This is a genomic window from Ollibium composti (assembly GCF_004801285.1).
Taxonomy (GTDB): Bacteria; Pseudomonadota; Alphaproteobacteria; order Rhizobiales; family Rhizobiaceae; genus Mesorhizobium; species Mesorhizobium composti.
In genome coordinates, this window is record NZ_SSNY01000009.1 from 1 (window position 1) to 24,789 (window position 24,789).

23 protein-coding genes, 1 tRNA gene and 1 pseudogene are annotated in these 24,789 nt (G+C 63.9%); 6 read left to right on the forward strand and 19 right to left on the reverse strand.

Translation table 11 applies throughout. The features are described from left to right. Positions 1–124: 124 nt before the first annotated feature. Positions 125–837: pseudogene (locus tag E6C48_RS15210) on the forward strand (IS630 family transposase); the annotation flags it as partial. A gap of 12 nt (positions 838–849) precedes the next feature. On the opposite strand, the gene E6C48_RS15215 reads toward E6C48_RS15210, so the two are convergent. The 11 genes from E6C48_RS15215 to E6C48_RS15265 all read right to left on the reverse strand — a co-directional run bounded on the left by E6C48_RS15215 (position 850) and on the right by E6C48_RS15265 (position 11,611). Then, positions 850–2,115 carry a cysteine desulfurase-like protein gene (locus E6C48_RS15215; protein WP_136358700.1) on the reverse strand — a complete coding sequence of 422 codons (1,266 nt, stop codon included), beginning with the start codon at positions 2,113–2,115 and terminating at the stop codon, positions 850–852. A 201-nt stretch (positions 2,116–2,316) separates the two neighbouring features. Next, positions 2,317–3,066, reverse strand: a complete 750-nt coding sequence (locus tag E6C48_RS15220; RefSeq protein WP_136358702.1) for a cyclase family protein — start codon at positions 3,064–3,066, stop codon at positions 2,317–2,319. Between the two features lie 2 nt (positions 3,067–3,068). Next, the gene (locus E6C48_RS15225) at positions 3,069–4,250 is read right to left on the reverse strand and encodes an ABC transporter substrate-binding protein (protein ID WP_136358704.1); all 1,182 of its coding nucleotides are present in this window, start codon (positions 4,248–4,250) and stop codon (positions 3,069–3,071) included. Continuing rightward, positions 4,247–5,299 (reverse strand): branched-chain amino acid ABC transporter permease, encoded by a 1,053-nt coding sequence (locus E6C48_RS15230; RefSeq protein WP_136358706.1) that lies wholly within the window; start codon positions 5,297–5,299, stop codon positions 4,247–4,249. The genes E6C48_RS15225 and E6C48_RS15230 overlap by 4 nt, the downstream gene beginning before the upstream one ends. Then, positions 5,296–6,198, reverse strand: coding sequence for a branched-chain amino acid ABC transporter permease (locus E6C48_RS15235; RefSeq protein WP_136358708.1), 903 nt, complete (start codon positions 6,196–6,198; stop codon positions 5,296–5,298). Before E6C48_RS15235 ends, E6C48_RS15230 begins: the two co-directional genes overlap by 4 nt. Then, positions 6,195–6,926 (reverse strand): ABC transporter ATP-binding protein, encoded by a 732-nt coding sequence (locus E6C48_RS15240; protein WP_136358710.1) that lies wholly within the window; start codon positions 6,924–6,926, stop codon positions 6,195–6,197. The genes E6C48_RS15235 and E6C48_RS15240 overlap by 4 nt, the downstream gene beginning before the upstream one ends. Further along, on the reverse strand, positions 6,919–7,725 hold the full coding sequence (locus tag E6C48_RS15245; RefSeq protein WP_168734547.1) for an ABC transporter ATP-binding protein: 807 nt from the start codon (positions 7,723–7,725) through the stop codon (positions 6,919–6,921). Before E6C48_RS15245 ends, E6C48_RS15240 begins: the two co-directional genes overlap by 8 nt. Continuing rightward, positions 7,725–8,360 (reverse strand): isochorismatase family cysteine hydrolase, encoded by a 636-nt coding sequence (locus E6C48_RS15250; protein WP_136358712.1) that lies wholly within the window; start codon positions 8,358–8,360, stop codon positions 7,725–7,727. The genes E6C48_RS15245 and E6C48_RS15250 overlap by 1 nt, the downstream gene beginning before the upstream one ends. After that, the gene (locus tag E6C48_RS15255; RefSeq protein WP_136358714.1) at positions 8,357–9,163 is read right to left on the reverse strand and encodes an N-formylglutamate amidohydrolase; all 807 of its coding nucleotides are present in this window, start codon (positions 9,161–9,163) and stop codon (positions 8,357–8,359) included. The genes E6C48_RS15250 and E6C48_RS15255 overlap by 4 nt, the downstream gene beginning before the upstream one ends. A gap of 2 nt (positions 9,164–9,165) precedes the next feature. Beyond that, the gene (locus E6C48_RS15260) at positions 9,166–10,485 is read right to left on the reverse strand and encodes a type I glutamate--ammonia ligase (protein WP_168734548.1); all 1,320 of its coding nucleotides are present in this window, start codon (positions 10,483–10,485) and stop codon (positions 9,166–9,168) included. Positions 10,486–10,690: 205 nt separating this feature from the next. Then, positions 10,691–11,611 (reverse strand): MurR/RpiR family transcriptional regulator, encoded by a 921-nt coding sequence (locus tag E6C48_RS15265; RefSeq protein WP_136358718.1) that lies wholly within the window; start codon positions 11,609–11,611, stop codon positions 10,691–10,693. Between the two features lie 93 nt (positions 11,612–11,704). Between E6C48_RS15265 and E6C48_RS15270 the strand changes: the two genes are divergently transcribed. Further along, positions 11,705–12,376: a cysteine hydrolase family protein gene (locus tag E6C48_RS15270; protein ID WP_136358720.1), complete on the forward strand. Its 672-nt coding sequence runs from the start codon at positions 11,705–11,707 to the stop codon at positions 12,374–12,376. A 444-nt stretch (positions 12,377–12,820) separates the two neighbouring features. Here the strand turns inward: E6C48_RS15270 and E6C48_RS15275 are convergent, their stop codons facing one another. From E6C48_RS15275 to E6C48_RS15295, 5 genes are all read right to left on the reverse strand, one after another. Then, entirely contained in the window at positions 12,821–13,594 is a 774-nt protein-coding gene (locus tag E6C48_RS15275; protein WP_136358722.1) for a metallophosphoesterase, read from the reverse strand. A gap of 96 nt (positions 13,595–13,690) precedes the next feature. Continuing rightward, on the reverse strand, positions 13,691–14,425 hold the full coding sequence (locus E6C48_RS15280) for an FtsH/Yme1/Tma family ATP-dependent metallopeptidase (protein WP_168734549.1): 735 nt from the start codon (positions 14,423–14,425) through the stop codon (positions 13,691–13,693). 35 nt (positions 14,426–14,460) lie between these two features. Then, positions 14,461–16,353, reverse strand: a complete 1,893-nt coding sequence (locus E6C48_RS15285; protein WP_136358726.1) for an AAA family ATPase — start codon at positions 16,351–16,353, stop codon at positions 14,461–14,463. A gap of 129 nt (positions 16,354–16,482) precedes the next feature. Then, positions 16,483–18,036: an AAA family ATPase gene (locus E6C48_RS15290; RefSeq protein WP_168734550.1), complete on the reverse strand. Its 1,554-nt coding sequence runs from the start codon at positions 18,034–18,036 to the stop codon at positions 16,483–16,485. An 18-nt stretch (positions 18,037–18,054) separates the two neighbouring features. Continuing rightward, positions 18,055–18,396 (reverse strand): DUF6634 family protein, encoded by a 342-nt coding sequence (locus tag E6C48_RS15295; protein WP_136358731.1) that lies wholly within the window; start codon positions 18,394–18,396, stop codon positions 18,055–18,057. Positions 18,397–18,575: 179 nt separating this feature from the next. Here E6C48_RS15295 and E6C48_RS15300 point away from each other — a divergent pair, with 179 nt between their 5' ends. After that, positions 18,576–18,845 carry a helix-turn-helix domain-containing protein gene (locus E6C48_RS15300; RefSeq protein ID WP_206086512.1) on the forward strand — a complete coding sequence of 90 codons (270 nt, stop codon included), beginning with the start codon at positions 18,576–18,578 and terminating at the stop codon, positions 18,843–18,845. 410 nt (positions 18,846–19,255) lie between these two features. Here E6C48_RS15300 and E6C48_RS15305 read toward each other — a convergent pair. Next, positions 19,256–19,331, reverse strand: a tRNA-Ile gene (locus E6C48_RS15305). 142 nt (positions 19,332–19,473) lie between these two features. Here E6C48_RS15305 and E6C48_RS15310 point away from each other — a divergent pair. Further along, positions 19,474–20,184 (forward strand): SIMPL domain-containing protein, encoded by a 711-nt coding sequence (locus tag E6C48_RS15310; RefSeq protein ID WP_136358733.1) that lies wholly within the window; start codon positions 19,474–19,476, stop codon positions 20,182–20,184. Positions 20,185–20,281: 97 nt separating this feature from the next. Here E6C48_RS15310 and E6C48_RS15315 read toward each other — a convergent pair whose 3' ends face one another. Together E6C48_RS15315 and E6C48_RS15320 are read right to left on the reverse strand one after the other, a co-directional pair. Then, positions 20,282–20,638, reverse strand: coding sequence for a hypothetical protein (locus E6C48_RS15315; protein ID WP_136358735.1), 357 nt, complete (start codon positions 20,636–20,638; stop codon positions 20,282–20,284). A 160-nt stretch (positions 20,639–20,798) separates the two neighbouring features. Next, the gene (locus tag E6C48_RS15320; RefSeq protein WP_136358737.1) at positions 20,799–21,245 is read right to left on the reverse strand and encodes a YcgN family cysteine cluster protein; all 447 of its coding nucleotides are present in this window, start codon (positions 21,243–21,245) and stop codon (positions 20,799–20,801) included. 180 nt (positions 21,246–21,425) lie between these two features. Here E6C48_RS15320 and E6C48_RS15325 point away from each other — a divergent pair, with 180 nt between their 5' ends. Next, complete coding sequence (locus E6C48_RS15325) at positions 21,426–23,678, forward strand: OmpA family protein (protein WP_136358739.1); 2,253 nt, start codon at positions 21,426–21,428, stop codon at positions 23,676–23,678. Positions 23,679–23,901: 223 nt separating this feature from the next. Next, on the forward strand, positions 23,902–24,789 hold the full coding sequence (locus E6C48_RS15330) for a transferrin-binding protein-like solute binding protein (RefSeq protein WP_136358741.1): 888 nt from the start codon (positions 23,902–23,904) through the stop codon (positions 24,787–24,789).

Consider the following 24,789-nt stretch of genomic DNA (forward strand, 5'->3'; position numbering starts at 1 on the left):
CTCAGTAACGCCATGTCTATCACTCCAAAGTCCCCTGCAATCAACCAGCAGGGGTGGGTTCAAACATGGGTCACTTCTCAATGGAAAAACCGCCCAATCCCGGGTCAGTTCTCGGCGGAAATCAACAATCGAGGAGCGGTTCGGGGTCGAATATCACGAGCGCACCATCGGCAAGCTGCTCAAGGCTCTGGGATTCTCGCACATCAGCGCCAGGCCACGTCACCCCAAGCAGGACGGCGAGATCGTCGAGGCGTTCAAAAAAACTTCCCGCGCACGCTCGCGGCCCACCTCGCTGGCGTGGCCCGCAAGAAGAAGATCGAGATCTGGTTCCAGGACGAGGCACGCATCGGCCAGAAAAACGGCCTCGTGAGGCAATGGGCGCGCCGCGGCACACGACCAGTCCAGCCCGCCGACCAGCGTTATGAGAGCGCCTATCTGTTCGGTGCTATCTGCCCGACCCGGGGCGTGGGCGCAGCATTGGCGCTACCCTTCGCCGACACCAACGCCATGCAGCGTCATATCGACGAGATCGCCCTCAACGTCGCGAGAGGCGCACACGCCGTCCTGCTGCTGGACCGCGCCGGATGGCACACCACCGGCAATCTCGCTTGGCCGAAGAACATCACCCCGATCCTACTGCCGTCGCGCTCGCCGGAACTCAATCCGGTCGAGCAGGTCTGGCAATACCTGCGCGCCAACTTCCTCTCCAACCGGGTCTTCGACGACTACGACGCCATCATCGAGGCTGCATGCGACGCATGGCGAAAGCTTATCGCCAGGCCTCAGACGATCACCTCAATCGGCATGCGCCAGTGGGCGCACACAGGTCAGCCATGAGGGCCGTTGGTATTAGTGGGTGCGAATATATTGATCGATCTTCGAGACGGTGCGATCAATCTCCTCCAGGGTGTTGTAGTGAACGGGACCGATGCGGACGCCCCCGCCCGCAGCCAGCACTCCCAGATGACGATTTGGCTCGAGGCCATAGTTGTGCCCGCTCCACACCTGCACGCCGTGGTCCGCCAGCGACTTCGCGATTTCCAACGGAGCGATACCATCGACGGTGAAAGTGACCGTCGAAACGCGGCGATCAAAAGCGGCGGGATCGGTAATGCCGAGAATGCGGATCCGGTTGCTGGATGTCCTCAGCCCGTCGACCAGTCTGCGCGCGAGCATGTCGTCGTGCTGTTTCATCACGTCGAAGCCGGCATGCAGTCTCGACCTGAAGCCTGAAGCGAGTTCCGTGCCGCCAAAGCTGTCGCCAAGCCCGGCGATATAATCGATCGCCGCATGGATGCCGGCAAGTTCTTCCCGATTGGTCGTTCCCAACGTATAGCGCCAGGGCAGTGCGTCGGACGCGGCGCGCACCTTGTAGGCCCGCATCCCTTCCAGCAATTCCTTGCGGCCCCAGAAAAGCGCGTAGTGCGGGCCGAAGAACTTGTACGCCGAACATACGAGGAAATCGCAACCAAGCGCCTGGACGTCGATCGGTCTGTGGGGGGCGTATTGCACTGCGTCCACGTAAACGAGAACGCCTGCATCTCTGCATATTTTCGAGATCCCGGCGATGTCGTTGATGGTTCCGGTGACGTTGCTGGCATAGCAAACAGCCATCAGCTTCGTGCGTTCGGTCAAGAGAGGCGCGAGATCGTCCAGATCGAATTCGAAGGTTTCCGGGGAGAAGTCCAGCCAGCGAACGGTGAGGCCCCTGTCCTCGGCCAGCAGCAACCAGGGCGCCACATTGGCATCATGGTCCATCCGGGTCAGGATAATCTCGTCCCCTTCGCGAAATTTCGCGCCGATCGTGCGAGACATGGCGAAGGTCAGCGACGTCATGCTCTGGCCGAAGAAGACTTCTCCTGACGCGGCCGCATTCACGAAGGCATCCGCCGCCGCGTGAGCTTTGGCGACGGACTCCGATGCCTCCAGCGAGGTATCGAACGCGCCGCCAAGATTGCCGTTCTTGTTGAGCATTACGTCCGTCATCCGCTCCACGACGGACAATGGCACCTGCGTTCCTGCCGGATTATCAAGGAAGGCGGCCGCTCGACCGTTCTTCAGGCGGCGAAGTCCTGGAAACTGCTGGCGTACGTTGAGCACATCGTAATTTGTCATGCCGATACCGATGAAGCTTTCAAATCTGGGGTTGTCGCGGTGCGGGCGGCGTTCTCATCTGCAGGATGCCCACCTCGACGTCTCGATATTCATATGGAGGCGGCGAAGACCCGCCGCTTCCCGCAGTTGTATCGCCGCCCCGCCCGCTAGAAGTTGGATTCGACCGGCATGCCCCCTGTCCTCACCAATATCTGCCGTGGCTCAGCGATGAATGGCGACCGCGCGAGCGGGAAAACCGGATCCGCCCTTCGCTTTCGGCCATGTCGCCATGATCAGCGCGCCCGCTTCCGGCACCTTGTCCAGATTGCACAGAAGCTCGATCTGCCATCGGTCGAGGGACAGCACGTAACGTTCGAGCCCGTAGTCTCCCGCCGATGTGGAGATGCCCGGATCTGTGTCGATCTGCTCGTGGCCGATCGCCGTGACTCCACGCTTTTCCAGAAGCAGTTCCAATACTTCGCGCGACCAACCGGGCGTGTGCGACGTGCCATCCGGCGACCGGTTGAACATGCGCTCGGGGTCCGGCCAACGCTTCGACCAGTCGGTGCGGAGCGCCACGAATGAGCCGGCTGGGACCTTTCCGTTGCGCCCCTCCCATGCATCGATGTCGTCGAGCCCGGGTGTGGCATCCGGGCTCGACGCGACCTTGGCTGTCATGTCTATGACGACGAGCGGCAGCAGCATCTGGGAAACCGGGATCTGGTCGAGCGTGCGCCCGCCTTCGATGAAATGGATCGGCGGGTCCACATGCGTCCCCCATTGCCCGACGAAGCCGTAGTGGTGCACCTGAAAGGCGTCTCCCTTCGGATAGTCGAGCACCGTCCGCCGCTCCTCATCCGGAAAAGCCGGGAAATGCGGCTGCCCCGGATGAAAGGCATGCGTCAGATCGGTGAAGGTCGCGCCGCCAAGACCGGATCGATAGAGCTCCCAAAGACTGCTGCCGCCGCTCATGCTTACGGCTCCGCCACGAAAGACGGGGCGGCCTCGTCGGCCAGGAACAGCTTGCCGTCCTTGACGCCGATGACCGAGACGGACTTGTCCGGCACCGAGACGCCCGGACGATAGGTGATCGTTCCGGTGACGCCTTCAAGGCCGGATGTCGCCGCCAGCGCGTCGCGGATCTTGGCCGGGTCGGGCTCACCCGCGCGCTTGATTGCGTCGGCCATCAGTTTCACCGTGTCGTAGCCGAGCGGGGCGAAAGCATTCTCCGGCTCTTTACCCGTCGCCTTCTTGTAGGCTTCGCTGAAGGCCTTGACCTTCGGGCTGGCACCCTCTCCCACGAAGGCATGGGTCGTGAAGTAGGTGTCGTTGGCCGCCTCGCCTCCCACTTCGATCAGAAGCGGCGAATCGTAACCGTCGCCGCCGACCACCGGCAAGGTGATGCCGGCCTGGCGCAACTGCTTGAGGATCAGGCCTATTTCCTCGGCGAGCGAGGAAGAGAAGATGAAGTCAGGCTTCTCCGGCATCGCCTTCAGCTTGGCGATCTGGGCCGTGAACGTCTTGTCGCCGGTCTTATAGGTGTCGCGTTCCAGTATCTTGCCGCCGCCATGCTCGAAGGCCGAGACGAAATAGTCGGACAGCAGCGTCGTGTACTCGGCACCGATGTCGGTGAGGAGATAGCACGTCTTGGCCTTGAGCTTGTTGAGTGCGAACTCGGCGCCGACGGCTGCCTGCACGTTGTCGCCGAAGGCGGCAAGGAATATGTCGTCGCCGATCTGGCTCGGCAGTTTGGGCGACGTCGCACCCGGCGTTATGAAGGGGATTTTCGCCGTCTGTACCTGCGGGCCGATGGCCAGCACGGAATCGGAATCGGCAAAGCCGATGATGCCCACCACCTTGTCGCTGTCGATCAGCTGGCTGGCCACCGTGGAAATGGTGGTCGCGTCGCTTTTGGAGTCATAGACGACCAGTTCGATCGGCCGCCCCAGGACCCCGCCGGCGTCGTTGATTTCGCTGGCGGCAAGCTTGGCTCCGTTCAGCATCGGGCCGTCGAGAGAAGCCTGGATGCCGGTCAGGTTGGCAGGATAGCCGATCTTGATCGGGTCTGCGGCTCCTGCGGTGCGGCTGGTGAGAAGTGCGGCGGCCGCCGCCCCCAGGCCGAGACCGAGGGTGTTACGTCTGGTGAGCGTGATCATGCGTTTTGTTCCTCTCTTCGTTTTCTGGCTCTTGCCGATCTTGCGGCGAGCCCGAACGTCAGTTCGCGATCGCCCATGATCCCCTTCGGCCGGAAGATCATGATCAGGATGAAGACGAAGCCGAGCACGATCTGGCTGGCCCCGAACAGGGCCGGCACAGTGATGCCTGCAAACGTGAAGCCGCGCTCCACCGAACGCAGCAGTTCCGACAGGATGGATACGCACACCACCCCCACGAGCGCGCCGGTCAGCGATTCCATTCCGCCCAGCACCAGCATAGCGATGAGGTTGATCATCATGGCGAAGTAGAAGGTGTTGGGCGAGAACGAACCGAGATAGTGCGCATAGAGGGAGCCGCCGACGCCGGAGAAGAAGGCGCCGATCACGAAGGCGATGAGCCGCGCGCGCAGCACGCCGATGCCGACGGCACTGGCGGCGATTGTGTCGTCGCGCACGGCTTTCATGGAACGTCCGAAGGGCGAGTAGACGAGCCGGGCCAAGACGAACAGCGTAACCCCTAGCCAGGCGAATACCCAGGGCAGCGTCGTTTCCAGCGGCACGCCGGTGAAGGTGCGCGCGCCGCGCGTGAAATCGGAGGCGTTGATGAGCACGACATTGACGATGATCAGGAACCCCATCGTCGCCACCGAGACGAAGTAGCCCGACAGCCGCATCAGCGGATAACCCACGATCACCGCGAGAATGGCCGTGAACAGGCCTGCAACGACCGTGGCCGGTAAAAACGGCAGGCTAAACCAGTGCAGGAAGGAAGGCAGGTGCGGAAGCAACGCCATCTTCTGCTGGACGGGGATCGACAAGATGCCCGAGACATAGGCGCCGGCGCCGATGAACCCGACATGGCCGAGCGAGAAGACCCCGGTAAAGCCGTTGCTGAGGGAAAGCGACAACACGAGGATGCTGTTGAGCGCGATCAGAAGGATGATGCGCACGAAATAGTCGCTCAGCACGTGTGGTGCGCCATAGGCGACAGCAGCGGCCAGGACGCAGACCGCCAGGAGTACGAGAGGGATGCGCCAGTCGCCGCTCATAGCTTGATCTCCCGGTTCGGCTTGAGCAGCCCGCCGGGCCGTACCAGCAGGAAGGCGATCAGGATGGAAAAGACGATGGCGTCACGGTAGGAGGACACGCTGCTCGGCAGGAAGGCCACGATGAAGATCTCCAGCGCGCCGAGTACGTAGCCACCAAGCAGGGCGCCGGCGATCGAGCCGAAGCCGCCGATGATGGCCGCCACGAACGCCTTGAGCAGCGGCGTGAAGCCCATCTGCGGCTGCACCACGCCCGCCTGTGCCGCCCACAGAACGCCCGCTATGCCGGCATAGGCGGAGGCGACGAGGAAGGCCACGATGATCAGCCGGTTGACGTCCAGGCCGACAAGTTGGGCTGCCGGCATGTCTTCGGCGGCCGCGCGCATGCCGAGGCCCGTCGTAGTGCGGGTGATGAACCAACCGAGCAGCAGCAGCGAGACGAAGGTGAGCGCAATCGTCAGAAGGTTGATGTTGGTGAAAGTGATCGCGCCTCCTGACAGTTGCCAGGATTCGTTCAGAATAGCCGGCAGCGGAAAATTGCGCGGCGAAGAGGTAAACAGCAGGATGCCGAGATTTTCCAGGATGTAGGTCACCGCCAGGCTGGTCAGCAGCCGCGTTACGTCCGGCGCGTCTCGCACAGGCCGGTAGGCGATCCGCTCGATCAGGAAGCCGGCCAACGCGGCGCCAACCACGCCGGCCGCCATCGCCGGTACGAAAGGCAGGCCGAGCGCGTTGAGCAGCACCGTGGTGAAGGCCCCCACCATCATGACGTCGCCATGCGCGAAATTGGTCAGCCGCAACACGCCGAAGACGATCGACAGGCCGACGGCCACCAGCGCATAGAGGCTGCCAAGGCTGACAGCGTTGACGATCTGCTGGACGATGTACTCGAACCCGCTCATTCCGCCGCCCCCAGATAGGCCTGGGCAACGCGGTCGCTGTCACGCAGTTCGGCCGAGGAACCGGACAGCGCCACGCTTCCGGTGCGCAGGACATAGGCCCGGTCAGCCAGTTCCAGCGCGAGTTTGATGTTCTGTTCGACCAGCAGCATCGTTACGCCCTGCCGTTTGAGTTCGCCGAGCGCGTCGAAGATCTGGCGCACCAGAAGCGGCGCCACGCCGAGCGACGGCTCGTCGAGCAGCAGAAGCCGCGGCTTGGCCATGAGCGCCCTGGCAAGGGCCAGTTGCTGCTGCTCGCCGCCGGACAGCGTGCCGGCAAGCTGGCGCCAGCGTTGCTTCAGAATGGGGAACAGCGCGAACAGACGCTCCGTGTCGGCCGCGATCTTCGCCCGATCCGTGCGCGTACAGGCACCGAGCCGCAGGTTCTCCGCCACCGTCAGCGCCCCGAACAGGCGTCGCCCTTCGGGACTATGGGCGATACCGAGCCGCACGATCTGCGGGGGCGGGCGACCGCCGATCGAGGCGCCGGCGAAAGTGATCGACCCAGACCGGGGCCGCGACAATCCGGATATGGTGCGCAATGTCGTGCTTTTGCCCGCCCCGTTGGCTCCGACCAGCGCCACCACCTCCCCCTGCCGGACGTCCATGGAAACGCCCTTCAGCGCCCTCACCGCTCCGAACCTGACTTCGAGCGAATCTATGTGCAGCAGGGGGATCGCAGCTTCAGGCATGGCCGAGATACGCCTCCCTGACGCGTGGGTCGTTGCGCACCTGCTCGGGCGTGCCGACGCAGATCACCTCGCCGGTCGCAAGCACCTGGATCCGTTCGCATACGGCCATGATGAGGTCCATGTCGTGCTCGACGACCACCACCGTGACGCCGAACAGATCGCGTATCTTGCGGATCAGTTCGACCAGCGCTGTTGTCTCGTTGGAGTCCAGACCGGCTGCCGGCTCGTCCAGCAAAAGCAGCGCCGGCTCGGTGGCCAACGCGCGAGCGATCTCAAGCCGTCGCTGGTCGCCATATGGCAGTTGGGAAGCGAGCCGGCCCGCTTGGGCCGTCAGCCCCATGAGATCGAGAAGCCGCTCCGCTATCGCCTCGGCCTTGTCGACGCGCGTGCGATAGCGCGCCGTGCGCAGCACCGAATCGAGCGGACCGACCGGGTGGCGCAGCTGCGCTGCCGCCAGCACGTTGTCTTCCACCGTAAGCGAAGGAAACAGGCGCGAGCCCTGGAAGGTGCGCGCAATACCGAGCGAGACGATCCGTTCGGTTCGCAGCCCGATGATGGACCGACCCCGGAACTCGATCTGCCCTGCGTTCGGCTTGGAAAAACCGGTGATGAGATTGAAGAAGGTGCTCTTGCCCGAGCCGTTGGGACCGATCACGCCCATGATCTCGCGCTCGCGCAGTTCGATGGCGTGATCCTTGAGGGCGACGAGACCGCGGAAAGCCTTGGTCAGGCCACGGGTGCGCAAGATGAGGGGCGACGTCGCGGCTTCAACCTGTAGCGTCGTCGCCTCGCCCGCCATCACCGCCCCCCGTCGCCTGCGGCCTGCATTTCCGCCACCAGATCGGCGGTGCTTGCCTGCCGGCAATATCCTTTGAAGGCGGAGAGCGCCCGATCGTGGCGTTCCTGGCTGTCCGTTGTGCAGGCGTCTATCGGGCAGATCATGCGAAAACCCCGGTCGGCGCCGTCGCGAACGGTATGGTCGACGCATTGATCGGTGAGGAAGCCGGTGACGACGACGGTATCCAATCCGATATTGCGCAGCAGATATTCGAAGATCGTCGAATTGAAGAGGCTGGACGAGGTCTTCGGCAGCACGATGTCGTCTTCGCCGGGACGCAGTTCCTCGATGACGCGGGTCTGCGGGCTGCCCGGCGCGAAATGAAAATCAGTCTGCTTGTAATCGAGGCTGCGGTCGCGGCCATCCAGCGTCAAGCTTTCGATGACCGTGTAGACGATCTCGGCTCCGGCCGCCCGCCCCGCGGCGATCAGGCGCGCCATATTGGGGATGGCGACGTCTCGCGCCTGCCGGAAGAAGTACGGCCGGGCGCTTTCGGCTCCCGCATGGAAGATGCCGGCCTGCGTATCGATCATCAGGATCGCGGTCCGTGCCGGATCGATCGCTTCGTTTCGGGCCGCTGGCTGGCTTCGGCTCATGCGGCACCTCCCGCATAGGCGGCATAGGCGGCGGTCAGGACCCGGGCTATGCGATCCGCCCACTCCACCTGCCCTTCGGCAGAGGCGATCAGATCCTGGCGGATCTCGAATTCCACATAAAGCTGGCCCCGTTCCTCGCCATGAACCGGGATCGAATAATCCGCCGCCATGTTGACGCCGTAAGGCTCGTTGCGGCCGACATTCAAGCCGGGCTCCCTGTCGAGCGCATCCAGCACCGGCATGGTGAAGCGCCGGTCGGCGTCATAGCACAGACCGACGTGCCACGGCCGCAGCGACGGGCGCGCCCGCAGAGAAGGCGTGAACGAATGCATCGACACCAGAATGGTGGGGCGCCCCGCCCCCTGCCTTTCATCGAGACGGGAAACGATCTCGTGATGATAGGGCTCGGAAATTTCGCTGGCGCGGCGCGCGCGCTCCTCTGCCGAAATGCCGGCGTTGCCCGGAACCGGCGTGCCGTCGGAGACGGCGGCGACGAAATCCGACGCCGTTGGCCGTCTATTGCACTCCACCACCAGGCGCGAATAGCGCTGGAACACCAAAGGTGCTGCGAGCAGGTCGGAGAGCCGCTCCGACACGCCGAGAATGCCGATGTCGATGCCAATGTGCCGGCCAAGCTCGTCGCCATTCAGTCCGAGATCGTGGAGCGCGGCGGGAACGGCGTTGCCGGCATGGTCGCAGATCAGGAAAAACGGCGAGCCTCCGAGGATATTTCGCAACCCGACCGGAGCCGGATCGGTCGGCCCCAGAAGCGTTGGCGATGATTGTGCGAGGCTCTCGGCCATGGTCAATAGGCCCCGGCGTAGATGCGGCACAGCTCGTCGATGTCCTTGTCGGCCGCCATCGTCATTTCACCGCGCTTGTGCATCAGGTAGGCTTTCGCGAGCGTCGGCCCGAGCCACGCCATCGCGTCCGCATCAGCTTCCAGCGCATCGAGCGCTTCTCCGAGGCTGCGCGGCAGGTCCGCGATACCGCGCTGGGCGCGTTCGTCGTCGCTTAGGGTGCCGGGATCGCCGCTGGAAATGAAGGGTGCGGGAAGGCTGTCGCGAATGCCGGCAAGCCCGGCGAACACCAGCATCGCCAGTTGCAGATAGGGGCTGGCCGTTGCATCCGCCCCGCGAAACTCCAAATTGTAGCGCTTGGCGACGTCCACGCCCTCCACTTCCGGATAGGGGCAGATGCGCAGCAGGGCCTCGCGGTCGCGATCCGCGAGATTGGCATAGTAGGCCGACCAGGAATGCGGTTTCAGGCGCTCGTAGGAAATGACGCTGGGCGCCGTCACGGCGCATAGCGCGCGAGCGTGGCGCAGGATGCCGGCCGCGAAGGAAGCGCCGACTGCGCTGAGCCCGCCGGGCTTGGTGGGATCGTAGGCCACTGGCTTTCCCGCAGCATCGATCAGGCTGAAATGGATATGGACGCCGTTGCCGACGATGCCGCGCGTCACCACCGGCGAGAAGCTGAGATGATAGCCGTGCCGTCGCGCCACAGATCGGCCGATCTCGCGCAGCTTTACGGCCTGATCCGCCGCAAAAAGCCCTTCGGCGGGATCGACCGTGATCTCGTACTGACGCGGTCCGAATTCCGGCAGGAAGGTGTCAGGCGGGATCGCATTGGCGCGCAGTGCCCCGACGAAGTCGCCGATGAAAGGCTCGATGCCGCGCAGTGTGCTGGCAGCGTAGGAGTCGCCGGGCCGCTCCTCGCCGCCGTCCAGCCAGAATTCATGTTCGAAGCTCGCCAGCAGACCGAGCCCGGTCTCTTCCTTCAATGTCCTGAGCGCCCGCTTGAGCAGGCTGCGCAGGCAGCAATCCCAGGGCTGGCCGGACATGGAAAGGATGTCGCCGAGCACGATGCGCTCCACCGCCCCCCCATCGCCATAGTCCAGCGTGATGTCACCATCCGGGGACGGCACGAGCATCAGGTCCCCTTCGGCACCGAACGGCGTGGCCGGGATTCGGCCGAAGCAGTTGATCATGATGTTGGTGGGGGTCCAGCCGACGCCGAAACGGCGGCGGTTGTCCAGATCGCTCGCGGGAAAGCCCTTGCCGCGCACCTGGCCGGCAATGTCGCTGCAGCAGACGGTAATGATCGTCTCGCGCTCGATTGTCATCCATCCCCCACTCGAACTTGCGACCGCAGCGAAGGCTAACATGACAGATAAAAATATTACAAGATGGCACCAAGAGCCGAATATCGTAATTTTAAGGAACATCGGAGCGCGTGCGACTGTTTTCGTCGGCGTCCGTTGGTTCGCGGCCTTGCATTTTCAAGCGTGATCGTACACCGGCCCGCTCGCGCAGAGCCGGCGCAGACCCTCAGCGCAGCAGCTTGGCGCGCACGCTTTCGATCGTTTCGTAGCGAGCCTGGGCTACCGGCCACTTGCGGGCATCCACCGACAGCGCGACCAATTCGACGATGCCGATCAGCCCGATCAGGCTGTCCCATGGCGAGGGCACGTCGACGCGGGCGCGCAGGACGATATCCGCCACCTGGGCCGCGTCCGACATCCACTGATCCGTGAAAAGCACCACGGTGGCACCCTGCTGCTTGGCGACTTCCGCCGTGCGGGTCGTGTCCGACTGGTAGCGGCGGATATCGAAGAGAATGACGACATCGCGCCGACGAAGTTCGGCGAGTTCGTCGGCGCGGCGCGGCAGCGCCTGTGAAAACAGCCTGACCCGGCCGCGCATCTTGCGCAGGTGGAATTCCAGATGACGCGCCGCGGGCTCGGTGAAATCCCCGCCGAACAGGAAAACCTGCCGCCGCTCGTCTATGAGCATATCGGTCAGCCGGTCGATATCGGCTTCGCCCGCCATGGCCAGGGAGTTCTGCACGGCTTCGACAAGCCCTTGCGCCAGCGCGCTGAACGCCGCCGGTCGGCTTGCGTCGAAGGTGCCAACAGCCTGGCGCCTGGTCAGCGGGTATTCGGTCTGCGCCTCCATCTCCACGCGCAGGGCGCGGCGAAAATCCGGATATCCGGCGAAACCGAGCTTTGCGACGAACCTCAGGATCGTCGGTGCGCTCACCTTTGCGCGTTCGGCAAACAGCGCCACCGTTTCCATGCCGGTGGTCGGATAGCGCGCGAGCAAGGCGCGCGCGGCACGGCGCTCGGCGGCGCTGAGCGAAGGCAGGCTGGCCGCGATGCGGTCAGCCAGCGTCGCCGTGCCGGCAGGGGCGCCGGGTCGTTTCCGGGTGGCCCTCTCAGCTTCGGTCATACGGCCTTCGGTTCGTTTCATGCAGGATAATTCCGGAACATTGTCGAGGCATCTTCCAACATCCGTAATCTCTATTACAATCCATATCCAGTTTCTCTGACCAAGGAGCCTGCCTTGCCCGCCCCATCGGACATCTTCGCACCGAATGGTGCCTACCGCGAGCGCGGGTTCGTTCCCGCTCGCACCGCGCTCTTGAACATCGACATGCAAAACGGCGAGTTCAACGCTGAACTCCTGGCTTCCGCCCGTACGCCGGGATCGAAACACGCCGACAAGCGCGCCTTCTACGAGCGCATCGCCAATGTCGTCATTCCCAACCAGATACGTCTCCAGGCGGCTGCCCGGCAGGCGGGGATCGAAATCATCTTCACGGTCATCGAAAGCCTGACGCAGGACGGACGCGACCGCAGCCTGGATCACAAGATCTCGGGTCTGAACGTTCCCAAGGGATCGTGGGAGGCCAAGGTCATCGACGAGGTCGGCCCGCGTGGCGACGAAATCGTCATCCCCAAGACCGCATCGGGCATCTTCAATTGCACAAACATCGAGTATGTGCTGCGCAATCTCGGAGTAGAATATCTCGTCGTATATGGCGTCGTGACCGATCAATGCGTGGAATCCGCCATCCGCGATGCAGCCGACCGCGGTTTCCTGGTCACGCAGGTGGAAGACTGTTGTGCGGCCGAAACGGACGAGAACCACAGAACCTCGATCGAATCCATGCGGGGCCACTATTGCCGCACCCGGTCTACCGACGAGGTCATCGCCGAAATGCGCGGCGGATAGAGAGAAGGGCGTAGTCTCCTAAGGTCTGTTGAGGTTCGGGATTCCGTCTGTGGCGCGATTGTGATTCATATGTGGACACCCCCGATTGGCATTGGCTTTTGGTGAACTTCTGATCGGTCGCTTTCATATGTCCGGCCTGCTTTGTGCGGAGCAGTTTCCGCTGGCCCTGATGGAAATCCGCGAACGAGATCCCTGATCAAGCTGGCGCATTCGAGACGCATTGAATCACACGGGGTGTTCTCGTTCTTGGTCGATCATCTCGCTTTAAGGACTCCTCGAACACGTTCAAGGTCGACGAGTGGGTGCAGCGCATCGTTACGGCAGAGCCACACCCATTGCCTATGGGGGAACATCGAAGTGCCGCTTCGATCGGCTGATTTCGGGGATGTTTCCTAGCCGCCTGAATGACCGAAACGGGGGCGCGAAGCAGCCGTTCAGCGACTGCTAGATTGCGTGATCATTCACGGCTACCACCAGCCCCGGATCGAACAACGCGTTTTCATCCTCATACCCTCTCGGATTGCACACAACCCGCGTGGCGCCGACATAGTAATCGCAGCTGTCGTGCGTGTGCCCATGAATCCATAGCGCCGGTTGCTGCTGTTCAATTATCTGCGACAGGTCCGACGCATAGGCGGCATTCAGCAAATCACCCTTGAACCTTGCCGGAACGGAACGCGCATGCGGCAGGTGATGGGTGACGACGACGGTGGGGATGGGATCGGATTTCAGGGCGGTTTCGATGAAGCGCCGCGTCTCCTGGTGCATCCGGTAGGCGGTCTGCGGGACGAAGCGCTGCCAGGGATTCCTTTGGGCAGCGATCTGGCGATAGTCGTTCATGCGCTCGCGGGCGTAACGCATCGCCAGCTCCGGGGAGCCTTCGATCCGGTAGTCAGTCCATAGCGTCGCGCCGAGGAAACGGACGCCGTCGATGACGACCGACTGGTTTTCGAGGAAGTGAACGGCGGGGAAGCGTGCGGCCGCTGCCCTGCCATCTTCGAGACCTTCGCGGATCCCGCCCTTGTAGAATTCGTGATTGCCGGCAACGTAGACGCAAGGCATCGCATGGGCGATGTTCTCGGCAAGCCAATAGACGCCGTTGGCCGGCGCGCGACAGAGATCGCCGGCGACGACACAGACGTCGGCATCTGGAATCGCGAGCGGCTGGTGCAGGTCGGCGACTTCGAGATGTAGGTCGGAGAACAGCCAGAGTTTCATAAGATGGAATCCTTTGGATGGCGTATGGACGCGCTCGTCCATCCGGGATTCGCACCCCTGCTGAAGGACTGAGTACTTGTCGAGCGCGTTTCCGGCTCAGCCGGGCCGCTCACGGATGCGTTTTCGGGTCTCGGCCAGGACGGCATCGAGTTCCGGTCCGTCCAGCGTTCCAGCCTCGAACAGCTGCTCGGCCAGGAAGTCGATGGCATCGGTTTGTTCGCGCACGATGGTGCAGGCGGCCTGGTAAGCTCGCTCGAGCCGCTCGTTGATGCGGGCGGCGAGTTCCGGATCGGCGGCAAGCATTTCGGGTGTATCACTCGGCTTGCGGTGAACGAGGGGCCACTTGCCGCCGATGCCAAGGATGGTTTCCATGTCGAGCGCCAACCGGGTGGCGAGCGCAAGATCGCTGTGGTCGGCGCCGCCGGCGTTGACCGTCACCGTTTCCAGCATGACCTCTTCTGCGGCGCGGCCGGCAAGCACGCCGATCAGCACGGCCGTCAGCCTGGCTTCCGTCATCTCGTCATGCGTGCCGATGCTCCCGTCGACAAAACCGCCGCCGGCTTTGGCATCGACGGTGATTTCGGCGATGGGGCCGAAGCCGACCAGCATGCGGGCGACGGCGTGTCCCGCTTCGTGCGTGGCGATGCGCGATCGCAGCGCCATCGAGCGCGACGGTCTTGTCCCGACAAGCTGGGTTTCGAGATCGGCATAGGACAGCGCATGACGGTCGCGTCGTGCCTTCTGTCTTGCCTCCCGGACCCATCGCTCGATGTCGGCGCCCGTCATGCCTTGCGCTCTGCGGGCAAGCGACTTCAGGGCGGTGGAAGCCAATGTCTGTCCTGACGATTTCGCAGATTGCACGATCGTCATGGCCGAGAAGCCTCAGTTCGGATTGGAATGGCGGCCTGCACCAGCGTGGCGTAGGGTTTGTCCGACATCATCTCGAATCCTTCCTCCAGGACTTTCCGAAGGTCGTTCTCGACCAGGACGGCCTTTGAGACGCTGGCCGTGACCGTCTCGATGTCCCTGCCGAGATGGTGGCGCAGGATCGCCAGCCGTGCCTCGGCATCGGGCAAGAGTATCTCGATCTGCCTGTCGATTCTGCCGGAGCGCAGCAATGCCGCATCGATGACGGATGGGTTGTTGGTGGCACAGACCACGATGACACCGCTTGTGCGGGCCGCCCCGTCCAGCAGTTCCAGGCAGCAGTTGACCACCGAGTTCCAGTAGTCGGCATAATCCCTGGAAAGATCGACGCGACGGCCGATGCCGTCGAACTCGTCGACGAACAGAATGCAGGGTTTTTGCGCCTCTGCCTCGGCGAACGTCCGCTTCATGCGCTTCAGCACGTCGCCGAGATTGGACGGCTCGAGCCAGCGCGCCACCGATGTCGCAAGCAAGGGGACTTGCAAAGTATGGCAAAGCGCACGGGCAAAATGCGTCTTGCCGACGCCTGGCGGACCGGACAGGAGCACCTTCGTGCTCATGTCGGTCCAGGCAAGGTCGCCGGCGCGCCAGAGCGGCAGTTCATCCCGGATCTGCAGGGCCCATTCCTTGGCCTCGCCATAGCCGGACAAAGTTTCGATCGTCGGCGCAGGATGTCCGGCGCGGGCTTCGGAAGGCGTTTCAGGCTGGATGATGTCGGTTCCGAAGCCGGGATCGGCGTTGCGGCGCGTCGGCCAAGAATCGGAGGACCGAGCCTTCGCCTTCCCGGACGGTCTGCCCGGACCATCCCCAGGACCCTCGCCGGATTCGCTTGCCTCGGCTATCCTGCGCAGGCTGTTTGCCGCCGTGTCGGGGGCGACACCGGGACGGACGGCGATCGCGATGTCGCCGAGGCTGAGCCGCCCGAAGTCGATGCCGTCGAGCCTGCCCGCCGAGGGCGGCGCGCCAAGCACCGTCTCGATGATGCGGCGAACGATTTCCGCATTTAGCGTTCCGCAAGCAAGACTGAGTTGCGCCGCCTGGACAAGCTTCGGGGAGAGCCGCTCCTGATTCTCGGCGACGGCAAGGATTGGATAGGTGCTCTGGGCGGCGATGCCGTATTGCCCTTCGTCGTCTTCGTCGCCGCGGTCGCTTCCGGCGAAGGTGACGATGCGTCGGCGAGCGGCGGTGACACGCTCGAAGCGCAGGGTATCGTAGCGTGCCTCATAGCCGTTCGAGCGCTCGACGGCCCCGGGAAGGATGAGGCCGCGCTTGAGGAGTTCGAGGAAAGTCCGCTCGAATCCTTTGGTCTCGCCGAGAACGGTCACGATCGGCCGCCGCAGCCTGAGCGCCCGTAGGACATGGGCAAGTGCCGTCCCATTGTCCGGAACGGCCTGCGCGAGAAGAAGCATGGCGGCGACGTCGGCAGCGGACGGCGGTTCCGCGGCTTCACGTATCGCCTTCACCAAGGCGAGGTCGAAGCGTCGTGCCAGTGCAGAAGACGGGAACTCGCCAGGGATCGCCTTCGAAGATTCTGCTGTAGGTGTTGCGTCCCTTTCTCTATCCGTATCGAAGGCGAACTCGTCCGACCCGAGGATTGGATGCGTCGTTTCGTCGGGAAGCCTGCGGCGGTGACGCGATAGCATGGCGACAGCTTGAGACGGCGACATCGCACCGGCAGCTTCCGGATGGCGGCGATAAACGGAGAGCACCCGGCCGTGGCTTTCGACATCCACCTGGCAAAGGATTCCCGCTTCGACGGCATCCGCAAGGGCGAGAGCCATCGCCTTGCGGCTCAGTCGCTTGAGGAGATGACGTGCGAGCCGCTCGTTCATGCTGCTTCTTTCCGATGTGGGGGCGCCGGCCGAACATGTCGGCTCCGCTTCTTCCTGCGCTTCATGGACGGCTCCTGCTGGGAGCTCGATGTCGTGGTCGTTTCGATCGAACTGAAGGCGGCCGCACACTCATTGCCTCACCCTATGCCGCTCGCGCGCCTCGACCAGTGTTTCCACGAGGTGCTGGAGCCTGCGAATGGAACCGCCACGCCAATGATCGGCGAGTGCCGTCAGTTCAAACTGCTCGAGCGGCGTCGCCCAGCGCGGATCATGCCCGGCATCGACATAGATCCGCTCGACAAGACGAGGCGCCAGAATATCGAGCCGTTCCGCCCCCGGTTCCGGGAAAGCAATGACCCGGCAGCGGTCCAGCAGCACCGAAGGAACAGTGTCCAGCGTGTTCCCCGTCATCAGCCAGGAAACGTGGGACAGATCACAGGGGGATTCGACATAAGGATCGAACCAGCGTTGCGAGGTCTCCTGTTCGAACAGGCCGACCAGCACGTCGTGGACATTGCCGTTGTGCCGGGAGGTGCCGACCTTTTCGATCTCGTCCCGGATAATGACGGGACCGGCGCAACGATGGCGGCGGATCGACAGCACCGAGATGCTCGGTTCTCCCGATGACCAGCGCCGGGCGGTTCCGCCGATCGAACTGTCGTTCAATCCGCCGCACGATACCAGTTCGAAGGGAACGGCGAGTTCTTCGCACAGCCGCCGCGCCAGCCTTGTCTTGCCGCATCCCGGCGTGCCGACCAGGACCGTCGGCCGGATCTGGACATAGTCCCGGCCGACGAGGCGGTTCAGCAACTCGTCGATGACGGCGACGGCGTATGGGAATTCTTCGACCAGCCGCTCCCGCACGCGGGCGAGATCGGAAACAGGCGGCAGCGGCAAGGCGATATTGAGAAGCTTCTCGAACTCCTTGACGACGCGCTTGCCTTCGGACGTGCTGTCGTTGCCGATCGAAGTGAAGATGATGACAGTTCCCTTCGGCTTGGCGACCGGAGGAGGTTCCGTCGCGGGAACCCTCGCGACATCATCAGCCGTATAGGTAGAAGGAGCTTCGTCTGCCTGCTGTTTTTTCGTTTCCGGTTCCGTTTGCCGGATCGCCGCTTCGAACTCCCGCGCATGGAAGCGCAAGTCGCCGCTCACCCGGCCTCGAGGAAGCCTGACAATCCCATTGTTGCGCATGTGGCCATAGTCGTTGGCCACGACGGACCAGGCGAGTGCCCGTGGCAAAAGGCTGAAGTCGCAGGAGTCACGAACGTCGTCGAGCGCAACGGATGCCGTCCTGCTGGCAATGGCAGCGGCCGCGTCCGGATCGCCGAGCGAGGCCAGATAGAATTTGATGCGAAGTCGGGCATTGAAGGCAGACATCGTGTTGAAGCCGCCTGCGGCTTCCAGGGCGGCTTCGACACAGCGCAGCGCCTCGTCGCTCTGGTCGACGGCGAGATCGTCCAGGGTTGCGACCAGGGGAGCGATTTCGAACTTTGGCTTGTGCTTCAACCTCCGCGACAGGCGCTCGGCGAACTCCCTTATGTCGCTCGCCACGTCCTCGAACAGGAACGGCATGCCCCGCAGCAGTTCGATCTCCGTCGGCAGGTGCAGCCCCGCCTGCGCCGCTTTCAAACGGCGCTCGAAGTGACGGTCCCGACTGCCGCGTGAATTCTTGTCGGACATCGCCATCGCCCCAACCGCTCAGGCGTCCAGGCCGGACCGCTCGGCCGGGCGGCCAAGCCGGTACCAACGGGACAGAGTCCGCGCCCAACTCATGTCGGCCGACATCAACAAGACCTGAGATGTGGCGATCGGGCGATTGGTCCCTGGAAGAGCCGGATGGCCCGTCGATAGTCCCACCAAAGCCGGTGTCAACAAATTCCCGAGAAGCCAGCGGTCGAGAAGCGGAGCATCGTCACCGGCCATTGTCACTGGCGGCACGCCATGACGAATATGGTCCATATCGGCGACCAGCGAGGAGAACCTCAAGAAGTCGCGTTCGAAATCGGTATCGGGTTCCGAGTGCTGGTTGAACAACAGCATCAGCAAGCCTCCGTTTGTCCGGCCAAGGATCCGTTGCAATTGGATCCTTGCGATTCGCTGGAATCAGCAGGACAGGCATACGGCGTCGGACAACAGGCGTCCACAGGTCATAACAGGCGTCGCGACGCCTGATGACCTGAAGGCTGGTGTTCCCTTTTCGCTCCGGCTAGAACGTTCCCATGCAGGCATCCTACGACTTTCTGCGCGCCGCACGCGCCCTCCTAGACATCACCCCGGCGCAACTCGCCGAAAAGGCCAGGGTGAGCAAGCGATCGATCGTGCGGATAGAAGCGCGCGAACCTGTCGGCCTGGAAATCAGCCTAAGGGTGCAGCAAGCCCTGGAGGAGTTCGGAGTCGAGTTCCTTCCGGAGACCAAATCGCAAGGCCCGGCGATGCGGGTCGGCAAGAATGTCGTCAAGAAGATCGGATTCCAGATTTCCGCGGACTAAGTCGCCGACACGGATCTGCTGCATCGCCGGCGCGAACTTAGTGAGGCGGAATGTCATGCAGTAACCAGCATTCGATCAGTCCTTCGGCGGTTCAGTCTAGTCGACTTCGCGCCTAAGCCGAGACTCCCAGCTGGCCCATTCTCGTTAAGAACCCTGATTCTGTCCGCCGACAGAAGGGTTTCGCTCGGGAATCAGCGTGAGTTGTGAATGAATCAAGATGAGTTGTGAATCAGCGAGTGCGACAGCGGCAATTCTATGGCTTTTTCGGGGCAGACGCGGATTCAACGCCAGAGAAAATTTTTATGTTCTCAATTATCACAAGGGCTTATCGTTAAATTCTGCCAAAGCTGCGTCAGTCGAGATTGTGGCAAGCGTCAGCGCTGATTTGTCGTCTCAAGAACAATGAGGATTGGTGGGCCTGGAGGGACTCGAACCCCCAACCAAGCGGTTATGAGCCGCCGGCTCTAACCATTGAGCTACAGGCCCCACGCGGCTGCCTTAGAGTTTTTCGTCTTCCCGCACAAGGCTTTCAGCAACCATCCGTTGCTGTCGCCGCGCCCCAGCCCTTAATCGCGCCACAGTGCGTCCATAGTGGGCGTGGGCAAGCATTCGCATGATGGAGATACAGATGCCGAAACAGTTCCTGCCGCTGGCGCTCGCAGCCGCGCTCGCTTTGCCCGCCGCCGCCAGGGCGGCCGAGCCGGTGCCGCCGCCGCACATCACCGTTTCGGGCGAAGGCGAGGCCACCGTGGCGCCCGACATGGCGCTGATCTCGCTGTCGGTCATGCGCGAGGCGAAAACCGCCCGTGAGGCCATGGACGCCAACAACGACGCCATGGCGGCGGTGATCGCGGCGATGAAGGCGTTCGGCATCGCCGAGCGCGACCTGCAGACGGCGGGCATCCAGATCAGCCCGCGCTACAACTACACCAACAACAAGGACGGCGGCCAGGAAGCCGAACTGGTCGCCTACCAGGTCACCAACACGCTGTCGGTGCGCCTGCGCGACATCGACAAGGCCGGCGAAATCCTCGACAAGGCCGTCACCCTCGGCGTCAACCAGGGCGGCAACATCACCTTCTCCAACGAGGACCCTGCCGCCACCCTCACCCAGGCGCGCAAGAAAGCCGTGGCCGACGCCATGGCCAAGGCCAGGACGCTCGCCGAGGCGGCCGGAGTCAGCCTCGGCCGCGTGATCGAGATCAGCGACCAGAACACCCGGCCGGCCCCGATGCCCATCCAGGCCAAGGCGTTCGACGCCGCCGGCGCTGCCGCACCCGTGCAAGCCGGCGAGAATTCCTACACGGTGCAGGTCACCGTCACCTTCGAGCTGAAATAGAATCGGCACCGGACCCGAAAATGCTGAAAGCCCCGGAGGATCGATCCTCCGGGGCTTTTTTCAGGGGGACACGGCGCGCGTTACGCGCCAATGCGAATCAGCGATAGACGACCGGGCAGCCGCGTTCGCGGCCGAACACCACCACGACCCGGTCGCTGTACTTGCGCCCGGCCACCTTGATCGTGTGACGGCTCATGTCGACGATGCGGGCCCGGCGCAACCCCATGCGCTCGGCCTTGTCGAGCGCACGCTCCGGCGAGCAGCCGCGGCGCCAGTCGCGCTCCCGGCGCCACTCCCGTGTCTGATGGCGGTCGCCGTCATAGGTGCCGAAGCGCGGGCCGGAATGGCCGAAATTGAGGTAGATGCCGTCCGCTTGGGCGACGGCGGGAACGGCGGCAAGCGCGCCGAGGCCGATGAGAGCCGAAAGGGCCGCGGTCTTGAAGGTCTTGAACATCTGTCTTCTCCTGTTGGCGTTTCGAGCGGTTCGCCGAAGCGATGCCCGAAACCTAAGGCCACGCCCCTGAACGGTTCGGGAATCGGCCGTTCACCTGCCGTTCACGCGGCCAGCGGGGGAACGCCGTGCCCGCACGCCGGTTCCGGCTTTCGGAACGCTTCTACGGCTCCTCTTCCAGCACGTAGTCGAAATAATCTTCCGGCTCGGCGAGATCGCTTTCGCTGGCGCGCACGCGTCCGCGCATCGATATGCCGGCCTCATGCACCGTCTCGGCGCTGCCCGAAACCAGCGGGTGCCACCAGAACAGATCGCGTCCTTCGGCGACGAGGCGGTAGGCACAGGTCGCCGGCAGCCAGCGAAGCGTGCGCACGTTCTGCGGGGTCAGGCCGACGCAATCGGGAACGCGCTGCAGCCGGTTGGGATAGTCGCCGCAGCGGCAGGTGCCGGCGTCGAACAGGCGGCAGGCCACGCTCGTCCAGTAGATCTCGCCGGTATCCTCGTCCTCGAGCTTGGACAGGCAGCACTTGCCGCAGCCGTCGCACAGCGATTCCCATTCGGCAGGGCTCATTGCCTCCAGTGATTTGGTTTTCCAGAACGGCTCAGTCATCAGGGGGATGTGCGCCCGACGCATGGCGAAATCAAGCCACCGACCCCGCCCGCCCCGGTATGACCACCAAATCGCCCTTCGCTCGCCTTGTGCGGTTGCCATTCGGTGGCCGGCGCGTCGGAACCAAATGCGGTTCTCAGCGGTTTGGGCGGCGAAGGGGCGTGCGAGAGGAGATTTCGGATGAAACGCCAATCACAAATCCTGGCCGGCAGCGCGATTGCCCTGTTGATGGCGTCCGCGCCGCTGAGCGCCCTGCCGCTCGACCGCGTCGCCAGCCCCGTATCGGAAACGGCGGGAAGCCTGCCGCTGCTCAGGGTCCAGGCCGACTGCCCCGAGGGCGAAACCTGCGCGCCTGCTGCCGAGGAGGCCTCGCCGGACGCGGCCCAGCCGGAAGAAAAGCCGCGCAAGAAGCGCAAAAGCCAAGAGCAACAGGAGAACGCCGCACCCGCCGAGCAGGCGCCACCGGCCGAACAGGCTCCCGCCGAGCAGGCAGCGCCAGCTGAACAGCCACCCGCAGAGCAGGCGGCTCCCGCCGAACCTGAGCAGAAGCCGCGCAGGAAGCGCAAGAGCCAGGAACAGCAGGACAACGCCGCGCCCGCGCAGGAAGCGGCACCCGCCGAACAGGCTCCCGCCGAGCAGGCGGCCCCCGCCGAACCCGAGCAGAAGCCGCGCAAGAAGCGCAAGAGCCAGGAACAGCAGGACAATGCCGCCCCCGCGCAGGAGGCGGCCCCGGCCGAACAGGCTCCCGCCGAGGCCGCGCCATCAGGCGCCGAGCAGCCGGCGGACCAGGGAGCCGAAACCGGTTCCAAAAAGGACAAGCTGCGCAACTACCTGAAGAAGAAGCAGAGCGGCGAGGAAGCGCCTGCCGAGCAGACCAAGCCGGCCGAGGAAGCGGCGCCGACACCGCAAGAGAAACCGGCCGAGGCCCAGCCCGAACAGAAACCCGCCGAGGCCGCGCAGCCGCCGGCGCAGGGGGAGCAGCCGGCAGACCAGGGGGCCGAAACCGGTTCCAAAAAGGACAAGCTGCGCGACTACCTGAAAAAGAAGAAGCAGGGCGGTGGCGAGACCGCTCCGGCCGAAGAACAGCCGGCCGAAAACGCCAAGCCCGCCGAGGAAGGCCAGCCTGCCGATCAGGCCCAGCCAGAGCAGCCCGCGACCGACCAGAAGGCCGGAGGCGAGGCAAAGCCGACGACCGAGCCGGAGCTTCCCACCAACACCCGCGAGCAGGCCATGCCGGAAGGCAAGGCCGAAGCCAGGCCGCAGCCCGAGAACGCCGCCCCGCTGCCCGACAGCGCCAAGGGCGCCGGCAGCGCGGAAGGACAGGCCGGCGCCAACGGCAAGCCCGCCGGCGAAGCGCCGCAGGCCGGCCAGGAACAGGCCGAACAGCCGGCGACCGGCCAGGCGGAAGGCAAGCCCGAAGCGGTGCCGGACTCGGATTCGGCCGCGCAGACCGAGATCGGCAAGATCGACAGGATCGAATCGGTCGAGGCCGTGGAAGGCAAGCGCGTCGACCGCGACGAGTGGCAGCAACAATGGCGCAAGCGGCGCGAGGAACAGCGCAGCCGCAACGACGGCCAGGTCGTCAAGGAGGTCAACAACCGCATCATCATCAAGGAAGGCGACAACATCTATGTCGACAACCGCGACGTGAACGTGCGGCTGGAGCGCAACGCCCGCGATTCCTATGTCGAGGAACTGCCGGACGATTTCAGCCGCTACACCATCGTCAAGGACGACGGCACGCGCGTCGTCACCATCCGCAACTCCTACGGCGATATCGTGCGCCGCTCGCGGATCACGCGGGACGATCGCGAGGTCGTGCTCTACTACGTGCCTGAGTCCGATTATGATCGCCTGAGGGGCGGCTACTACGACGCCGGCGCCGACCTGCCCCCGCTTAGGCTCGACATTCCGGCCGACCAGTACATCCTGGATGCCCAGTATGCGGAGCCGGATGACTACTACACCTATCTCGACGCACCGCCCGTCGAACCGGTGGAGCGCATCTACTCGATCGACGAGGTGGTGCATTCGGCCCGCATCCGCGACAAGGTGCGCCGCGTCGACCTCGACACGATCACCTTCGACACGGGTTCGGCCGAGATCGGCGAGGATCAGGTGAACCACCTTCAGGCGCTTGGTGATGCCATCAACAAGATCCTGAAGCAGAATCCGGCCGAGACCTTCCTGATCGAAGGCCACACGGACGCCGTTGGCTCGGACGAGTCCAACCTCGTTCTGTCGGACGAGCGCGCGCAGGCGGTTGCCGAGGCGCTGACCAGCGTCTTCGACATCCCGGCGGAGAACCTGACCACCCAGGGCTACGGCGAGCGCTACCTGAAGGTGAACACCGAAGGCGCCGAGCGGGAGAACCGACGCGTCGCCATCCGCCGCATCACGCCGCTGGTGGCGCCGGTGGCCTCGGCCAAGTAGCGTTCACGGCCCGCGCTTCAGTCCACCATTGAAACGCGGGCCGTCCGCCTTAGATTCTAGGGGTGGGGTTCCCTGCCCCGTCCCGCACCCCGCGGGACACGGCCCGGCCGGTCCCCCTCGCCGGCCGGGCCACTTCCGAGCCCTCCCCAAATGGGAGTTGTCGATTATCGACCTGCGACGCTTTATCGAATTTCTGAAAGGCGACAAAAGCAGGAGCAGGGGCGTGAATCCTTTCAAAACAAGCAAGTTGTTGGTCTGTGTTGCAGCGCCGCTGGCCCTGGCCGGCTGCGGCGGTGGCTCGGGCGGACCTGGAGGGCCTGGCGGTCCGGGCGGCGCGCTGGGCTTCACCAAGTTTCCCATACAGGCAGGCAAGACCACGACCATCAAGGGCAACGGCCGTGAAGCGGCCTACACCGTAGACCAGCAGGGCTTCGCACTGGCGCCGTTCGGCGCTTCGTCGGCGGTGCAGGCGGACGTGGAAACGGATGCCGACGGCGATATCGCCTCGGTCAGCCTGAAGACGGGCACCACGTCCAAGACATGGAACGGGAGCAACGCCGACCTAGCCTATGCCGGAAACGGCAAGCTGGTCATCGGCGAGGCCAAGGACGGCAGCGCCGCCATCGGCTTCGCCGATCCGGATGCAAACGGCTTTTCCTACCAGACCTACGGTGCCTGGATGACGGAAGGCGCCAGTGGCGGCAAAGTCGGAGCCTTCAGCATGGGAGCCGAAACGGCTGCGGCGGACATTCCCTCCAGTTCAACCGCGAAGTTCAAGGGAACGGCCGGCGGCATCTATGCCAATGCGGCAGGTCCTGACGTGATGACGGCGGACACTGCGCTCGACGTCGATTTCGGAGCCAAGACCGCCCAGTTCTCGACCACCAACACCACGCTTCAGAACGGCGGCCCGGACGCCAACCTCGACATGTCCGGCAACCTCGCCATCGCAGCGGGCGGCCTGTCCGGCAACGTCACGACGGCCGACAACTCGATGACCGGCACGGCGGACGGCCGCTTCTACGGACCGGGTGCGGAAGAGGTCGGCGGCACCTTTGAACTGAGGGGCGCCAACGGGGCGATGGCCGGCGCATACGGTGCCGTCAAGTAA

Excerpts from the sequence above, each read along its gene's own strand:
- E6C48_RS15285 (WP_136358726.1), bottom strand. The coding sequence starts at position 16,353 with ATGAACGAGCGGCTCGCACGTCATCTCCTCAAGCGACTGAGCCGCAAG.
- E6C48_RS15255 (WP_136358714.1), bottom strand. The coding sequence starts at position 9,163 with ATGGCCGAGAGCCTCGCACAATCATCGCCAACGCTTCTGGGGCCGACC.
- E6C48_RS15290 (WP_168734550.1), bottom strand. The coding sequence starts at position 18,036 with ATGTCCGACAAGAATTCACGCGGCAGTCGGGACCGTCACTTCGAGCGC.
- E6C48_RS15235 (WP_136358708.1), bottom strand. The coding sequence starts at position 6,198 with ATGAGCGGGTTCGAGTACATCGTCCAGCAGATCGTCAACGCTGTCAGC.
- E6C48_RS15320 (WP_136358737.1), bottom strand. The coding sequence starts at position 21,245 with ATGACTGAGCCGTTCTGGAAAACCAAATCACTGGAGGCAATGAGCCCT.
- E6C48_RS15215 (WP_136358700.1), bottom strand. The coding sequence starts at position 2,115 with ATGACAAATTACGATGTGCTCAACGTACGCCAGCAGTTTCCAGGACTT.
- E6C48_RS15275 (WP_136358722.1), bottom strand. The coding sequence starts at position 13,594 with ATGAAACTCTGGCTGTTCTCCGACCTACATCTCGAAGTCGCCGACCTG.
- E6C48_RS15230 (WP_136358706.1), bottom strand. The coding sequence starts at position 5,299 with ATGAGCGGCGACTGGCGCATCCCTCTCGTACTCCTGGCGGTCTGCGTC.
- E6C48_RS15240 (WP_136358710.1), bottom strand. The coding sequence starts at position 6,926 with ATGCCTGAAGCTGCGATCCCCCTGCTGCACATAGATTCGCTCGAAGTC.
- E6C48_RS15300 (WP_206086512.1), top strand. The coding sequence starts at position 18,576 with ATGCAGGCATCCTACGACTTTCTGCGCGCCGCACGCGCCCTCCTAGAC.
- E6C48_RS15265 (WP_136358718.1), bottom strand. The coding sequence starts at position 11,611 with ATGAAACGAACCGAAGGCCGTATGACCGAAGCTGAGAGGGCCACCCGG.
- E6C48_RS15260 (WP_168734548.1), bottom strand. The coding sequence starts at position 10,485 with ATGACAATCGAGCGCGAGACGATCATTACCGTCTGCTGCAGCGACATT.
- E6C48_RS15325 (WP_136358739.1), top strand. The coding sequence starts at position 21,426 with ATGAAACGCCAATCACAAATCCTGGCCGGCAGCGCGATTGCCCTGTTG.
- E6C48_RS15310 (WP_136358733.1), top strand. The coding sequence starts at position 19,474 with ATGCCGAAACAGTTCCTGCCGCTGGCGCTCGCAGCCGCGCTCGCTTTG.
- E6C48_RS15245 (WP_168734547.1), bottom strand. The coding sequence starts at position 7,725 with ATGGCGGGCGAGGCGACGACGCTACAGGTTGAAGCCGCGACGTCGCCC.
- E6C48_RS15220 (WP_136358702.1), bottom strand. The coding sequence starts at position 3,066 with ATGAGCGGCGGCAGCAGTCTTTGGGAGCTCTATCGATCCGGTCTTGGC.
- E6C48_RS15295 (WP_136358731.1), bottom strand. The coding sequence starts at position 18,396 with ATGCTGTTGTTCAACCAGCACTCGGAACCCGATACCGATTTCGAACGC.
- E6C48_RS15315 (WP_136358735.1), bottom strand. The coding sequence starts at position 20,638 with ATGTTCAAGACCTTCAAGACCGCGGCCCTTTCGGCTCTCATCGGCCTC.
- E6C48_RS15225 (WP_136358704.1), bottom strand. The coding sequence starts at position 4,250 with ATGATCACGCTCACCAGACGTAACACCCTCGGTCTCGGCCTGGGGGCG.
- E6C48_RS15250 (WP_136358712.1), bottom strand. The coding sequence starts at position 8,360 with ATGAGCCGAAGCCAGCCAGCGGCCCGAAACGAAGCGATCGATCCGGCA.